General features: G+C 64.7%; 15 protein-coding genes. 6 read left to right on the forward strand and 9 right to left on the reverse strand.

Annotated features, from left to right (window positions below; genetic code table 11):
• Positions 1 to 438: 438 nt before the first annotated feature.
• Together ACLMAJ_RS35020 and ACLMAJ_RS35025 are read right to left on the reverse strand one after the other, a co-directional pair.
• Positions 439 to 1,317 carry an RNA polymerase sigma factor gene (locus tag ACLMAJ_RS35020; RefSeq protein ID WP_412018186.1) on the reverse strand — a complete coding sequence of 293 codons (879 nt, stop codon included), beginning with the start codon at positions 1,315 to 1,317 and terminating at the stop codon, positions 439 to 441.
• Positions 1,318 to 1,384: 67 nt separating this feature from the next.
• Positions 1,385 to 2,257, reverse strand: coding sequence for a haloalkane dehalogenase (locus ACLMAJ_RS35025; protein WP_412018187.1), 873 nt, complete (start codon positions 2,255 to 2,257; stop codon positions 1,385 to 1,387).
• A 742-nt stretch (positions 2,258 to 2,999) separates the two neighbouring features.
• Between ACLMAJ_RS35025 and ACLMAJ_RS35030 the strand changes: the two genes are divergently transcribed.
• On the forward strand, positions 3,000 to 3,779 hold the full coding sequence (locus tag ACLMAJ_RS35030) for an HNH endonuclease family protein (protein ID WP_412018188.1): 780 nt from the start codon (positions 3,000 to 3,002) through the stop codon (positions 3,777 to 3,779).
• 35 nt (positions 3,780 to 3,814) lie between these two features.
• On the forward strand, positions 3,815 to 4,198 hold the full coding sequence (locus ACLMAJ_RS35035; RefSeq protein WP_412018189.1) for a hypothetical protein: 384 nt from the start codon (positions 3,815 to 3,817) through the stop codon (positions 4,196 to 4,198).
• Here ACLMAJ_RS35035 and ACLMAJ_RS35040 read toward each other — a convergent pair whose 3' ends face one another.
• Positions 4,199 to 5,218 (reverse strand): zinc-dependent alcohol dehydrogenase family protein, encoded by a 1,020-nt coding sequence (locus tag ACLMAJ_RS35040; protein ID WP_412018190.1) that lies wholly within the window; start codon positions 5,216 to 5,218, stop codon positions 4,199 to 4,201. It lies immediately after the preceding gene.
• A 94-nt stretch (positions 5,219 to 5,312) separates the two neighbouring features.
• Positions 5,313 to 5,756, reverse strand: coding sequence for a hypothetical protein (locus ACLMAJ_RS35045; RefSeq protein ID WP_412018191.1), 444 nt, complete (start codon positions 5,754 to 5,756; stop codon positions 5,313 to 5,315).
• A 133-nt stretch (positions 5,757 to 5,889) separates the two neighbouring features.
• Between ACLMAJ_RS35045 and ACLMAJ_RS35050 the strand changes: the two genes are divergently transcribed.
• Complete coding sequence (locus ACLMAJ_RS35050; protein ID WP_412018192.1) at positions 5,890 to 6,696, forward strand: helix-turn-helix domain-containing protein; 807 nt, start codon at positions 5,890 to 5,892, stop codon at positions 6,694 to 6,696.
• Positions 6,697 to 6,709: 13 nt separating this feature from the next.
• Here ACLMAJ_RS35050 and ACLMAJ_RS35055 read toward each other — a convergent pair whose 3' ends face one another.
• From ACLMAJ_RS35055 to ACLMAJ_RS35075, 5 genes are all read right to left on the reverse strand, one after another.
• The gene (locus ACLMAJ_RS35055; RefSeq protein ID WP_412018193.1) at positions 6,710 to 7,633 is read right to left on the reverse strand and encodes a LysR family transcriptional regulator; all 924 of its coding nucleotides are present in this window, start codon (positions 7,631 to 7,633) and stop codon (positions 6,710 to 6,712) included.
• Positions 7,634 to 7,776: 143 nt separating this feature from the next.
• Positions 7,777 to 8,982, reverse strand: coding sequence for an FAD-dependent oxidoreductase (locus ACLMAJ_RS35060; protein WP_412018194.1), 1,206 nt, complete (start codon positions 8,980 to 8,982; stop codon positions 7,777 to 7,779).
• 194 nt (positions 8,983 to 9,176) lie between these two features.
• Complete coding sequence (locus ACLMAJ_RS35065; protein WP_412018195.1) at positions 9,177 to 9,824, reverse strand: PadR family transcriptional regulator; 648 nt, start codon at positions 9,822 to 9,824, stop codon at positions 9,177 to 9,179.
• Between the two features lie 58 nt (positions 9,825 to 9,882).
• Positions 9,883 to 11,919: an MDR family MFS transporter gene (locus ACLMAJ_RS35070; RefSeq protein ID WP_412018196.1), complete on the reverse strand. Its 2,037-nt coding sequence runs from the start codon at positions 11,917 to 11,919 to the stop codon at positions 9,883 to 9,885.
• Positions 11,920 to 12,045: 126 nt separating this feature from the next.
• Positions 12,046 to 12,678: a TetR/AcrR family transcriptional regulator gene (locus ACLMAJ_RS35075; RefSeq protein WP_412018197.1), complete on the reverse strand. Its 633-nt coding sequence runs from the start codon at positions 12,676 to 12,678 to the stop codon at positions 12,046 to 12,048.
• Positions 12,679 to 12,884: 206 nt separating this feature from the next.
• On the opposite strand from ACLMAJ_RS35075, the gene ACLMAJ_RS35080 reads away from it, so the two are divergent.
• The 3 genes from ACLMAJ_RS35080 (at position 12,885) to ACLMAJ_RS35090 (ending at position 14,401) form a co-directional block, all read left to right on the forward strand.
• Positions 12,885 to 13,760 (forward strand): oxidoreductase, encoded by an 876-nt coding sequence (locus ACLMAJ_RS35080; RefSeq protein ID WP_412018198.1) that lies wholly within the window; start codon positions 12,885 to 12,887, stop codon positions 13,758 to 13,760.
• A gap of 81 nt (positions 13,761 to 13,841) precedes the next feature.
• On the forward strand, positions 13,842 to 14,036 hold the full coding sequence (locus ACLMAJ_RS35085) for a ribbon-helix-helix protein, CopG family (RefSeq protein WP_412018199.1): 195 nt from the start codon (positions 13,842 to 13,844) through the stop codon (positions 14,034 to 14,036).
• Positions 14,033 to 14,401 carry a type II toxin-antitoxin system death-on-curing family toxin gene (locus tag ACLMAJ_RS35090; protein ID WP_412018200.1) on the forward strand — a complete coding sequence of 123 codons (369 nt, stop codon included), beginning with the start codon at positions 14,033 to 14,035 and terminating at the stop codon, positions 14,399 to 14,401. The genes ACLMAJ_RS35085 and ACLMAJ_RS35090 overlap by 4 nt, the downstream gene beginning before the upstream one ends.
• The last annotated feature ends 60 nt before the right edge of the window (positions 14,402 to 14,461 follow it).

Genomic DNA, 14,461 nt, shown 5'->3' on the forward strand with positions numbered 1-14,461 from the left:
GGTCAACACTGCGGCCCAACTGCCCATCCGGCTCATCAATCGATCCTTTCTGTGATTCGGAAGAGCTATGGCATACACAATCGGATGCAGATAATACCTTTAAGGGGTATCGGTTTACGGCGAATCGGAATGACAAATCGGCATGTCTGCGAATCAGGATGAAAATCGGCGGCCGCGTCGAGCAATGCAGGGCAGGCTATCCGGCATCCGGATTTTGGAGTTGACGGCGAATTCACCTTCGGGGGTTAGGCGGATTGGTTGCCGGATACCAGCGCAACCGCACACGACGAGGCCCTCGACGACCGCTGGCGAAAGCCCATCGCCAGTCGCCGGTTTTCGCCCGCCGGGCTGCATCGGAGGCGACCGGGAATCGTCAGAACCGAAAGTGGCAATCAGGAAGCGCTGTAAGGCATTGGCATTACCGACAATCGGCAGCACTCAGTCCAGCATGGGAAAGCGACCGGAATTCAGCAGCCCGGTGATCGCGTCCATCTTCGCCTGCGGCGCTGCGTAATCGGGATGCGCGCGCAGCACGCCGGCGGCATCGTGCAGTCGGATCATCTGGCGCTCAGCTTCGGTGACGGTGCGCCCGCCCGGACTGATCGGATGCTTCACGAATCGCGGCTCGCGCGGATCGATGCGCCCGATCTCAATCGCTTTGTCCACACGGCGCGAACAGCGGCAGAAGGCTTCAGGATTCGCGATGCCGCAAGTCGAGTTCAGGAATGCGCCGATACGCTTCTTGGCCCGCTGCAACCGCTTTCGATAGGCGGGTGCGGTGACGTCGAGAATCCACGCGGCGTCGGTGGAACTCAGCTCGAAGACCTCACCGAGTACGAAGGCGATGCGCTCGTCGCGGGCCAGGCATTGCAACATGGCCTGGCTGCAATTGAGACGAACCTCGGCCGAGAGCAATTCGGCCTCCGGCCCGCGGTAGTCCTCGGCGGCGAGACCATCGGCCAAGCCCTCCCGATAGGTCTCGAGGCTCAGGTGCGCCGCCTCCTGCGGAGTTTGCCTGCGCAGATTCGACAGATAGTTGACTCCGACCCGGTACGCCCAGGTGAGCAGCTTCGCTTCGCCGCGCCAGGTCGCGAGGTTCCCGACCACCCGAAGCAGAATCTCCTGCGTCGCGTCCTCCGCCTCGGCCGGTCGCCACACCATGCGCAGCGCCAACCGATACAGCGGATCCTGCAACCGGCGCACGACGTCGGAAATGGCCGCGTTGTCACCGGCGACGGCACGCGCGACCAACTCCCGCTCCGTCGCACGGTCGGACCCGTCGGCTGCGGGTGCATCGGTGTCGAGCTCGATGTCCACCACACAATCTTTCGGCGGCCACCGACTTCGCGCAAGTACACCCCTGAGCATTACCGGGCACGGCGAGTCAGGCTCGCATGGGAACCTCGGTCAGCGCATGCTTGCGCACCCATGCCGAAATCGCGTCGCCGATCGCGTCGGGCTGGTCCTCCGGGGCGTGATGACCCCCGTCCCCAACCGAAACCGCCTCCGCAGCGGCGAACGCCTCCACCGCCTCTGCCACGTTCACGGGCGCCCCGAGACCGACACCGTTGCCCAACGCCATCACCAGTTTCGGCACGTCAGGGGTCTGCGCCATCCAGCGGCCATAGTTCTGCACGATCGCGACCATATCGGCGGGTTCGCCGTCGAGCGGGAACTCGCGTGTCCACGCCAGTATCGGCTTGCGTGACTCGGGGGTCGGGTAGGGCGCGCGGTAGACATCGTGATCCTCTGGGGACAGTTCGGCGATCCCCCTCGGCAGGTTGAACTCGATGAAGCTGTTCTCCTCCAGCACCATTCGCGCACCCTCCGGGGTGCGGTATTTGCGGAACAATTCGGCGCCGAGCGGCGGCAGCTCATTCCAGCGCATCGGCCGCAGGAACGTCTCGATCAGCGCGACGCCGCGAACACGGCCAGGGTGTCGTGCCGCCCAGTCCATGCCGAGCGCTCCACCCCAGTCGTGACCGACGATGATCACCTGATCCAGCTCGAGCGCGTCGAACCAGGCGTCCAGGTACCGGGCATGGTCGACGAATCGGTAGCCGCTTTCGGGTTTGCCCGACGCGCCCATACCGATCAAATCCGGTGCCAGGGTGCGGGTTTGGTCAACGACATGCGGAATGACTTTGCGCCATAGATGCGATGAGGTGGGGTTGCCGTGCAGGAAAACCACCGGCACCGAGCCGGTGCCGAGGTCGATGTAGTTGATGAAAGAGTCGAGAACGTCGACGGTAGCCATGATGTGTGCCCTTCCTGGATCAGGCTTTTTGCCTTCATCTGGTTTGGACACACGATCTGGGCCTGCTGTGACCGAATGTCCGGACATCTCGATGTGACGCTCGCCACTACACCGGGCGAGATCGTCTCCCGCCCGGTTGCGCCACGACCACCCGCACATTCGCAGCTGATAGGCGCTTCCTTACCGAGGTGGCAAAAGTATCGACTTCCTTCGACACACCCGGGCGGAGTTGCGTCGAAGGTAATGGGATTGCAAAGAGATCAACTCTCATCTACTGTTTAACTACGTAGGAAGCGGACGATTGGAATGGGGGTACGCGATGCATCGGCGACTAGCGGATCCGCGAACTCCCCCACCCGATACCTACCCGTAGACCATCACGACGAGTGGGTCGTGCGACAAGACGCCCGAGACCTCCCTCATCGGCCTCGAACGTCGGGTGCGGTCCTGGTCTGGACAACCAGCCCGCTCCCGCGTCACATGGAACAACAATCGCTCGATCGTGATCAGTCACCCCCGAGTCGGCGCCGGCACGCCGACTCGGGGGTGATCTGCGTTTTCAGCCGCCTTGCCGCACAAAAAGTTTCCCCTGGACTGTGCCGAAGGTCATAACGGACAATGACTTCCATGAACACCCGAACCCGGTAGCTTGACGCCCGGTTCTCAGTTCGGTATCGGCGTAAGGAAGTTCGATGAAGCTCTCGTTGGGTCTGGTAGTCGCGATACGGATCGGACCGGCCTGGTGAAGCTGCTTTCATCCCGCACCGTGCGTCGAGTTTTCGCCGTTTGTGCGCCGATCTGCCTCGCTGTGCTCGTGGCCATCGCCTACGCGTATGTCGATAAACCGACGAGTCCCGACGGCCGGGAGTCTGGTTCGGCCAGCGCCGCAACGGTTTCCGCCAAGGATGCCACCGAATTGGTCGGGCAGCTGGTTGAGGCGCCGGAGGCGGCGATGACCGGCTACAGCCGCGAAAAGTTCCCGCACTGGGACACCAATAAGCCCGAACACGGATTCGGCGCGGAGTTCTCGCAGTACAGCCGCTGCACCAGCCGTGAGGTGATGATGCTTCGCGACGCCACCGGTTCGGTCACGCTCGACCCGAAAACATGCGAACTCTCGGTCGGCAAGGACGGGGGCTGGCGCGACCAATACGGATTCATCGACTCGAAGACCGGAAAACTCAAGCCGTACAAGTGGATGACCGACCCGGCCACTGTCGACGCCGAGCACATCGTTGCCCTTGCCGAAGCATGGCGGTCGGGAGCAGGCAAACGTGATGAAGATACTCGCCGCCGCATCGCCAACGACGCCGTCAACCTGGAGGCCTCCGATCCGTCGGCCAACAGATCCAAAGGCGACCAAGACGTCGCGAACTATCTGCCGCCAGGAACTTTCCGGTGTGTCTACCTCGAACGATACGTCCAGATCAAGATAAAATATGCGCTGACCGTTGATCCCGCCGAGCACACCGCACTGCGTACCGCAGTCGAGGACTGCGTCCGTCGAGGAGAGTTCAAATAAGCGACATCATCGAGATTTCCGCCAAGACCGCCGTCATGACCGAGGAAGAAGGGACGGTGTCCGGCGACCTCGATATCACCGTCGACGAGACCGGCAAGGGCCTGGTCCGCTACCGGGGCACCGACAGTTGGTACACCATCGGAAACCTCGAGGCCGAGCCACCACGCACCTGGACCAGGGTCGCCGATCTCGCGGCCGCGATCGAATCCGGTATCGGAAAACGTGACGCGGCAGGCAATACCGCGCCGTTCGAGGCGACACCCGCAGGTAGCGAAGGCGACCAACCGACCGACAGCCCGAGCGACCAGCCGACCGACAGCCCGGGCCGCCAGGCGGATCCAGGTCAGGGCGGCCGATCGGCGGCGGACAGCACCGGTCGAAAGGATTCCACGACAGCGGATCTCGACGATAGGCCCTGATCAGGGCATGGTGACGACGACCTTGCCGAACGGATTGTCCTCACGGAAGTAGCGGTATGCCTCGGCGGCCCGGTCCAGCGGGAACGTCCGATCGATGACCGGGCGCAGCCGATGCTCGGTGATCGCCCGGTTCATCGCCTCGAAGTCGCCGCGGCTGCCGACGGCGATGCGGCGGATACCGAGGTACGCCCCGACGAACGGGTTCTCGAACGACTGTCCCTCGGGTAGCTGCGACGCACCGATCATGGTGATCGTCGCGTTGTATCCGGCGGCCCGCACCGACTTCGACAGCGTCGGCAGCCCAACGGCTTCCAGCACATGTTCGACGCCGTGTCCGTCGGTGAGCTCGAGCACGGCCTCGTCCCAGTTCGGTGTAGCGCTCCGGTCGATGACCTCGTCCGCACCGAGCTTGCGCAACCGCTCGGCCTTGTCCGGCCCCGAGGTGATCGAAATGACCCGGGCGCCGAGCATTTTGGCGTGCTGGACGCCGAACAGCGCCACCGCGCCACTGCCGACAGTCAGCACCGTTTCACCTGGCCCCACCGGCACCGGCTTGGTCAGCGCCGCCCATGCGACGACACCGGCGCAGGTCAGCGTGGCCGCCTCCACATCGGTGAGGTGCTCGGGCACGTGCACCACCGAGTCCTCTTCGATCAGTGCGTAGGTGGCGAGCATCCCGTTGTAAGTGGCGCCGTATTGCTCGGCGACCTGTGCCAGCCGCTGCGGCCCTTCGATCCACCGCACGAAATACGATGCGGTCACCCGATCGCCGAGCACGGCCCGAGTCACGTTGTCGCCGACGGCGATCACCTCGCCGACCCCGTCCGACAGCGGAATGATGTCAGGGGTGGCGGGCAGCGGGTAGACGCCGTCCATCAGCATGACGTCGCGCCGATTGATCGAGGCCGCCCGAACCCGGATGACCACCTGATTCGGCCCCGGCTGCGGAACCTCCTGCACCCGAGTCGTCAGCCCTTCGCGGCCGAGCCGCGAATCGAGGTGGTAGGCAATGGCATTCATGACACTCTCCTTGGTACGAATCGTGCGCTACGCGGTGATCCACCGTCCTCGGTGCTCACGAGCCGGCTGTATCGCAACGTCTCCGCCGTCGCGGTCATCGCACACCCTCGATGAACTGGTGGTCCGTCACGATCCTGCCGTCGGCGTCGAGGCCGATGACCTCATAGCCACCGCCCGCGATCGATCCGTCGACCCGCGAAACCATCGACCAACCGAGTCCGACCAGACCGGCGGGCAGCCGCGTCGCGGCTCCGACCTCGAACACGTACTCGCCGGGTTCGACGAACATCTCATAAGCCCGGGTCACCCGGGCATCCAGCGCCTCGTGGCCACGCACTTCCAGCGCGGGCACGGCGAAGTTGAGTTGCGAGGCCGATTCCCGGATCTCCGCCGGAGGATCGACGAGCGTCTGCACGCCGAACGGCGCCCAATTTTCCTGGATCAGCTTGCGCCGGATCTGCGGATCGGACTCGTTCCACTGGGTCATGTAGCGCTGCGCGAAGCGGGCCAGCTCATTGTCGTCGAATTGCTTGCTCATGGCACCGAGTTTTGCGAACGCGGCCCAGCAGCGCGATTCCCTCCAGGGAATGACAACGATGACGCCCGAGTGTGGTCCGCCGATACCCTCCTAGGAATGGCGCGGACCGTCCAGTTCGGATATCACTGCAACCATGACCACGGTGCTAGAGCCCAACCCCTTCGCGCAACAGCTGCGGCACTGGCGGACGCAGCGGCATGTGAGCCAGCTCGACCTCGCGATTCGAGCGGACACCAGCCAGCGGTATCTGAGCTTCCTGGAGCAGGGGCGGTCGCGACCCGGCCGCACGATGGTCGTCCGGCTGGCCGAGTCGCTCGACCTTTCGCTGCGTGAGCGCAATGGGCTGTTGCTATCCGCCGGGTTCGCGCCGGTCTTCCCCGAATCGGACATGGACACCCCGGAACTGGGCCCGGTGCGCGATGCGCTGGTGCGGATTCTCGACGGGCATATGCCCTACCCCGCTGTCGTCGTTCGGCCCTACGGGATTCTGCTCGCCGCCAACGCCGCGTTCGACGTGCTCACCGAGGGGGCCGCCGCGGAGCTGCTCGCGCCGCCGATCAATGTGCTGCGCCTGGCTTTGCATCCCGATGGTCTTGCGCGGCGCGTCGTGAACCTACCGGAGTGGGGAAGGCACGTCACCGAAAGCCTGCGAGGCAAGGCTATGCGCAGCCCCGACGCCCATCTCGACGAGTTCATCGCCGAGCTGGAAGGCTATCTCCCGGAAGCGAATCCGGGCCCCGATCACCTCGGTTTCGCGGTTCCACTTCGGCTACGCAGCGACGACGGCGAGCTCACACTCATCACCACCATCACCTCGTTCGCCACCGCTGTCGACATCACCCTCTCGGAACTGCACCTGGAGGCGTTCCTGCCCGCCGACGAGCAGACCACGAACATCCTGCGCCGTCGCGCGGAACGCGACAGCTCCGGTACCGCCTGAGAACGCCCCGTATCTACCACTCGTTGCGAGCCGCGCGGAGGTGCTCGTGCACCAAGTCGATATGTGGGCGTGCCGTTGTGCCGAGCCTGCGCACCAGGAATCCGGTGTTGATCGGCGGGTCGTCGGGGTCGAGCAAGGCCACCAACGCACCGGTGGCCAGTTGCGGCGCGCAGAGGTAGCGCGGCAGCACGCTGATGCCACCACCGGCGGCCACCACGGCCGCGACCGCCCGCAGATCGGGGACGACGACGGCGGCTTCGGCGATCAGTCGCACACCGAACACGTGCCGCCAATACCGCCGCAGGATAGGCAGATCCGCGGCGTAGCTGGCCAATGGGACCCCTGCCAGAGCCGCAGGACCCTCGCTGCGCAACCGGGCGAGATCAATCCGCGCCGCGATGGCTGGTGCGGCGATCAGCACGAACTCCTCGTCGACAAGCGCTTCGGCGACAACGGCTCTGCCACGCGGCCGGACGGTCGATACGACGAGGTCGTAGTGACCGGCACGCAGCCCGGCCACCAGGTCTTCCGAAAGCCCCGCCGTGACATTAAGCCGCACCCCGCGCGCGATCAGCGGGGCCAGCACGGGAAGCGCCTGCACCGCAAGCATTTCGGCGGGACCGGCGATCCGGACCGGCGGCTGCGTGACCGGACGTACCGGTGCCGAGTCGCCTTCGACGCTGCCGAGCGCGTCCAGCGGCCCCGCCACCCGCGCCGCGAGTTCGATGGCCGCGGCGGTCGCCGCCACCCCGCGCGGCAGCCGGTCGAACAGCCGATAGCCGAGCCGTCTCTCCAGCGCCTGTAGCTGCGTGGTCACCGTCGGCTGAGACAGACCGATCAGCCGAGCCCCCGCGGTAATGGATCCTGCCCGGTGCACGGCCAGGAAGCTGCGCAGTTGGTTCAGATCGAGGATACCATCGGAATCCCTATCGCTCACTCGATCAGTGTATTCCCCTGTCGATGACGCGAGAGACTTGTCGCAGCCTGCGGCGTCACTGCGGCCGACAAGCCGCGAGCACCTCGCCACCGTCCGGTTCAAAGACGATCCTGCCGGTCGCGCACGACCGGCAGGATCGCCTCTCACGCCGCCGAAGCGGCCAGTTCCTTTTGGACCGGCGCATCCCAGTCGATGCGATAGCGCTGCTCGGCCCCCATGGTCTTCTCCATATCCATGAACCTGACCATCAGCCGCATGATCACCGGCATCACCTTGCGGGCGACCGGACCTGGCGTCTTGCTGTGGTTGATCTTCGCGGCACGCGCGGTGATGCTCTCGACCCGCGACCGCCGCGACCGCTCGTAGGCGGCGAAGGCCGCAGTCGGATCGGGCAGGTCCCGCAGGCATCGCGCGAGTTGGACGGCGCTCTCGATCGCGAGTGACCCACCCTGCCCCGAGCTGTTGGACGGCGCGTGCACCGAATCGCCGACCAGCACCATCCGACCGCGATACCAATGCGGTACCGGCGGCATGATGTGCAGCGCACCAGTCGTTTCGAGTGTTTCCGCCGTGGTGTTGCGTGCGAACTCACCACCGGGCGTGTCGTCGGCGTAGGTCGCACGCAAGACCTTCAGCCAGTGCTCGACCGGGACCGCCCGCGCCTCGCTCAGCGACATGTACTCCTTGTGCGGCAGGTTCGCACCCCACATGATCCGGCCGCGCTCGACCGCACCGTAGAGGTAATACGCCTGCTTGCCGAAGGCGAAAGTCATTGTCCCCAGCTCTATATCGATATCGCTGTCGATGATCGCGCCGAAGCCGAGCATGCCGGTGTAGTTCGGTCCCGGCGCCTTGGGATCGATGAGGCCGCGCACCGTCGAGCGGATACCGTCGGCCCCGACCAACACGTCCGCGCTGGCGGAGGTGCCATCGGCGAAATGGGCGGTGACGCCGGACTCGTGCTCATCGACACTGACCAGTCGTTTGTCGTATTCGAACGGGACCCCGGCGGCGACCGCGTGATCGTGCAGCGCCTGATGCAGCTCGTTCCGATCGACCAAGTGCAGCAACGTGTTCGGCAACGTCGGCATGCGCAGATGCTTGCCGCCGACCGACATCTCCATGTTGGTGATCGGCGACGCCAGCTCTCGAATGCGATCGCCGACGCCGATGATATCCAGTGCGGCAACGCCATTCGGGGCGAGGGCGAGCCCGCTGCCGACGCCGAAGGTCGGGCCGGGGTATGCCTCGTAGACTCGTGCCTCGATGCCTGCCTTGTGCAGCGCGGTGGCGGTCACGGGTCCGGCGATTCCGCCGCCGATGACGAGTGCGGTTCGTGTTGTAGACATGGGTGTCTCCAGGTTTGTGCGATACGGGTGTGTTCGATCCCCGAACCGACTCGCCTACCGCTCACCCAGTTATCCTGTGGTTGCCAACCTCGTGGCCGGGTGCGCGTATGCGGGCACGGTTCGAGACGGTTACATCGGGCTCGGCGGCGGTGTTCCCGCACCCCGCCGGGCCTGGTCTCGATCTGACGCTGCGCCTATAGCGGCGCGTTCCCCCCTTCTACGATCTTCACGATTTCCGCGACTTCCACGCCATCGGCGTGTAGTTGCCGCCACCAGTCCACGCCGGGGAATGTGCCCGCGGCGAGTTCCTCGCGAAACGAACGGGCCCATGCCTGCTCGGCTTCCAACATGGCCAGCCCGAACTCGGACTCGATGATGAACAGACGAGGCAGGGTGGTGGCGATGGCTTCGAGCTCGGCGCGTACAGCGTCGATGATGTGACCCAGCGCCACGATGCGCTGGCCGAGCAACTCGATTACTTCTTCCGGCGGCAGCGCCGAGGCGATGGAAAGTCCGGCGGTGAACCGATGGTGTTCCGGTGCCGGTTCGGCGATCAATTCCCTTGTCCAGTCGGCCATTTCGGCGCGACCAGCGTCCGTGATCCGGTAGATCGTGCGTTCCGGCCGCGCGCCGTCCCGCTCGCTGCCGACGATCTCGAGGAAGCCCGCCTTTTCCAGATTCTGCACGACGGTGTACAGCGAGCCCCACTTGATATCCATGTCGCGGTCCTTGCCGCGATCACGCAGTGTCGACGCGATCTCGTACCGGTGCATCGGTCGTCCGACGATCACCGAGAGCACGGCCAGCGCGAGCAGGTTGTTCACCTTGCGCTTCGTGGCCATGACTACCTCCCGATTACTCGTATACGAATATACGTCTACGAGTAATCTGGCGCAAGGCTCAGGCGTTGACGGATTCGCGTTCCTCGACCTCTTCGTCGAGGAGCTTGGTGGCGATGTTCTCCAACGCCTGATCCAGCAGCGCGCGGTCGGCCGGGTCGCTACAGTCCCAGTCTTCGAGTTTCGTGTCCAGCCAACGTCGCCATGCGGCCTGGATTCGGTCGACCTCGGCGCGGCCGGTATCGGTGAGTTGCAGGCGCTCATCGTCTTCTATGACATAGCCCGCGGCGGTCACCTGGTCGTACACGGGCCGAATCACCTCGGGCGGCACGTTGTGAGCACGCGCGATGGCCACTCGGGTGGCCGCACCGCGGACCCGTGTGTGCATGTACACCTGACCGAGCGCCCACGCTCGGCCCGGGCTCAGATATGACCCCGAGTCCGCGAGAATTCGCGGTCCGATCGGCCCCTCTGCGTTCGCCTTGCGCATGGCACCGGAAACCTCGCGTTCCAACCACACCACGCGGTCCGGGGAATCAGGCACCGAAAAGCCCTCGCCCACATCGGAAGCGCCCGCACGGACGCTGTCACGCAGCGGCACTTCCTTCAGAAACCAGGCGACAAGGAAACCGACGAGTGCGACAGGAACCACCCACAAGAACACGTTATCGATGGACGTCGCGTAGGCGTCGATGATCGGCGCGGCCACCTCCGCCGGCAGCGCGCGCAGCTGCTGCGGATTCGCCGCGACCTCGGGCGGCACGACCTTCACCTCGGTCAGCGCCGCGGTCAGATTGGGGGTGATCTGGTTGGTGTACAGAGTGCCGAATATCGCGGTGCCGAAGGCGCTGCCGAGGGTGCGGAAGAACGTGACGCCGGAGGTGGCGGTGCCCAATTGCGCGTAGGGCACGGTGTTCTGCACGACGATCGTCAGCACCTGCATGGCAAGGCCGATGCCGAGACCGAGGATCAGCATGTACAGCGATTCCTGCCAGATGCTGGTGTCGCGCCCCATGGTCGACATCAGATACAACCCGACCGCCATCACTCCGGTGCCGACGATCGGAAAGTACCGGTAGCGACCGGTCTTGCCGACGACCTGACCCGACAGGATCGAGGTGACGAGCAGCCCTGCCACCAGCGGCAGCGTTCGCACGCCGGACATGGTCGCCGACACACCGTTCACGTATTGCAGATATGCGGGCAGGTAGGTCATCGAACCGAGCATCGCGAAACCGACGATGAAGCTCAGGATCGAGCAGACGGTGAACACTCTGCTGCGGAACAGTCCCATCGGCAGCATCGGTTCCTTCGCCCGCAATTCGACAGCTACGAAGGCGGCCAGCAAGATCACCGCGGCGACGAAAAGGCCGATGATCTGCCGAGAACCCCACGGATATTCGGTGCCACCCCACTCGAGCCCGAGGATGAGGCTCGAGACGCCGAGCGCGACGAGGCCGATGCCCGCGTAGTCGATGATGGGCTTGATCGCGGCCCGTACGTGCGGGATGTTGCGCGCGGCAAGGACGATCATGATGATCGCGACAGGAACGTTGACGTAGAAACACCAGCGCCAGCTCGCATGGTCGGTGAACAACCCGCCGAGCGTCGGGCCGATCACCGTGGTGACGCCGAAGACAGCGCCGAGAGCGCCCTGATATTTGCCGCGCTCGCGCAGCGGGATGATGTCGGCGATCAACGCCATCGCGGTGACCATCAAGCCGCCGGCGCCGATGCCTTGAATAGCGCGCGCGATGATCAGCAGCAGCATGCCGTTGGACAGGCCCGCGATCATCGAGCCGATGATGAAGATCACGGCGCTGAGCTGGAACACCAGTTTGCGGCCGAACAGGTCGCCGAGCTTGCCCGCCAATGCCGTCGCCACCGCCTCGGCGAGCAGGTAGGAGGTGACGACCCAGGCCATGTGCCCCGCGCCGCCGAGATCGGCGACGATCGTCGGCAGCGCGGTGGAGACGATGGTCTGATCGAGCGCGGCCATCAGCATGCCGAGCGCGATGGTGCCGAACACAATGTTGGTCCGCGCCCTACTCAGGGGAGCGGGCGCGAATTTTTCGGCGACAACGGCTGCACCGGTCATCGGTCCAGTATGTTGCCGAATTCAGCGGCCGGGACGGTACGACACGGGTCGCAGGCAAACCGTAGGCTACCAGTGCGGTTGCACCGCTTGTCGGGATCGGAACGCTCGAGGGTGGTTCTGGTTACGCTAAGGCGTTTCGATCAACGCGACCGCCACCGGGACGAGCACCTCGACCAGCGCGCCGACCGGCGGACGCGGATCGGCGAGCAGCCATTCGTGGGCGAGGCCGTTGATCGCGCCGATCAGGGCGCTGGTGCTGAGCCCCGGTCCGCCGCGCACCTGCCCACCCGCGGCGACAGCGGGGACCACCATGGATTCCAGCACCGTCCCCCATGAGTGGCGGCGCTCCCGACGGTGGCGTTCCATGCGCTCACTGACGCCGACCACCTCGATGAACGCGACCTTGGCCCGATAGGGGTCGGTGCCGACGGACTGTAGATACTCGGTCATTATCGCGGTCATCGCCGCGGTGATATCGAAGCTCGGATCGAGTTCACGCAGCGCCGCCATGATGGCTTCCGCCGCTTCGTCCTGGATGCGGTCATAGGCCGCGATCAAGACGTCTTCCCTGGTCTGAAACTCCTCGTAGAACTGCCGCTTGGACAGTCCCGCCGCGGCGCAGACATCCGCGAGCGAGCAGGCGGGGTATCCACGTTCGGCGAAAATTTTGGTCGCCGCGTCGAGAAACCGTAGGCGGCGCTCGGCCTTCCGCTCGACCACGGCACGACCGCCGTATTGCCTGCCCACCGTGGTTGTCACGCCCACCACCGTAGACGCCGTAGCCGCACGAGACACCGGAATGTTCCCGGCCGCCGAGGTGCGCCTTGCGGCGTGACCGAACGCTGAACGACTCGCCCCGCGCGAGCGAGCGCTTTCGGCCACGCGGGGCGTTCACGTCTGAGACACTCCAGTCATAACCGACGATTACTCTTCCCATGGAACTTACTCAATAGTAAGGTTGGGCCATGGCGTGGAACCCGACAGAAGTACCCGACCAGAGCGGGCGCACCTTTATCGTCACCGGAGCCAATGGCGGCCTGGGCGTCGAGACCACAACGGTGCTTGCGAGCAAGGGCGGCACGGTGATCATGGCCTGCCGGAATGCGGAGAAGGCCAAGGCGATCGCCGACCGCATCGACGGCGACGTTCGAGTCGCCGTGCTGGATCTCGCCGATCTGGCCTCGGTGCGCCGATTCGCCGACACTACCGGCGAATTCGACGTGTTGATCAATAACGCCGGACTGATGAACATTCCGTTCTCGCGCACGAAGGACGGGTTCGAAACCCAGTTCGGCGTCAACCATCTCGGCCACTTCGCGCTGACCGGACTGCTACTCGACCGGATGCGTGACCGAGTGGTGAGCATCGCGAGCATCGCCCACAAGCAGACCCCCAAGCTGTGGATCGACGACCTGAATTACGAAGGCCGCCGCTACCAGCGCAATCTGGCCTACTCCCAGTCCAAGCTCGCGAACCTGATGTACGGCAGGGAGTTGCAGCACCGACTGGCCGAATCCGGTTCCGACAAGCGCTCTTACGTGGTGCACCCCGGCGTATCGCCCACCGACCTCTTCGCCAAGACCGAGACCCCGATCGACCGGATCAGCAAGCCGTTCATCCGCCTGATCGGACATTCTCCCGCCAAGGCCGCCCACTCGACGCTGTTCGCGGCCACCATGCCGGACGCCGATCCGAACATTTACTGGGGCCCGACCAGGTACTTCCAGAGCCAGGGCCCGGTGGAACCCGCACCGTCGAGCAAACTGTCGAAGAACCGGCAATTGCAGCGACGGCTCTGGGAGGAGTCCGAGCGGATGACCGGAATCTCCTACAAGTTCTGACAAGCAAGGCCCGTCGGCCACATTGCCGACGGACCGGAGCTAGCAATACCCGGCGTGATACCACTGCGGTATCATGCTTACATGGCTATGACACTCAGACTCAATGACGACGACGACCGAGCGCTCACCGAACAAGCACAGCGAGAAGGTCGCAGCAAGCAGGAGATTGCCCAGGAGGCGATCCACCTACACCTCACACGTCGTGCCGAAGCCTTCGATCGCTTACTCACCGAGACGATGACCGAGCATGCCGACCTGCTCGAACGGCTGGCATGAAGTATCTCACCCTCGAGGAGCTACTGGCCATCGCCGCCGCAGTGAACGGCGGCCACCCCGCCGTTCGTGACGCGGGCTTGCTGGCCGCCTCGGCGGAACGTCCCCGCACCACGGTGTTCGGGCATGAGGCGTACCCACGTCTCATCAACAAGGCTGCGGCACTGTTGCATTCGATCGCACGGAACCACGCGCTGATCGACGGTAACAAAAGGACCGCGTTCCTAGCGGCGGCCATCATGTTGCGGATCAACGGCGAACACGTCAAACCGTTCCCGGATGCGCAAGAAAAAGCGATGAATGAGATCGCGCAAGGCGATATGGAAGTGCCCCGGATTGCCGCGCTGTTAGAAGAATGGATCAAATAGCATCGCCGTTTAGGGCCTACCGCCAGACCTTCCACGCCACGTAAGCCGCTGACTTCGCTT

It is taken from the genome of Nocardia arseniciresistens (assembly GCF_046764875.1).
Lineage (GTDB): Bacteria > Actinomycetota > Actinomycetes > Mycobacteriales > Mycobacteriaceae > Nocardia > Nocardia arseniciresistens.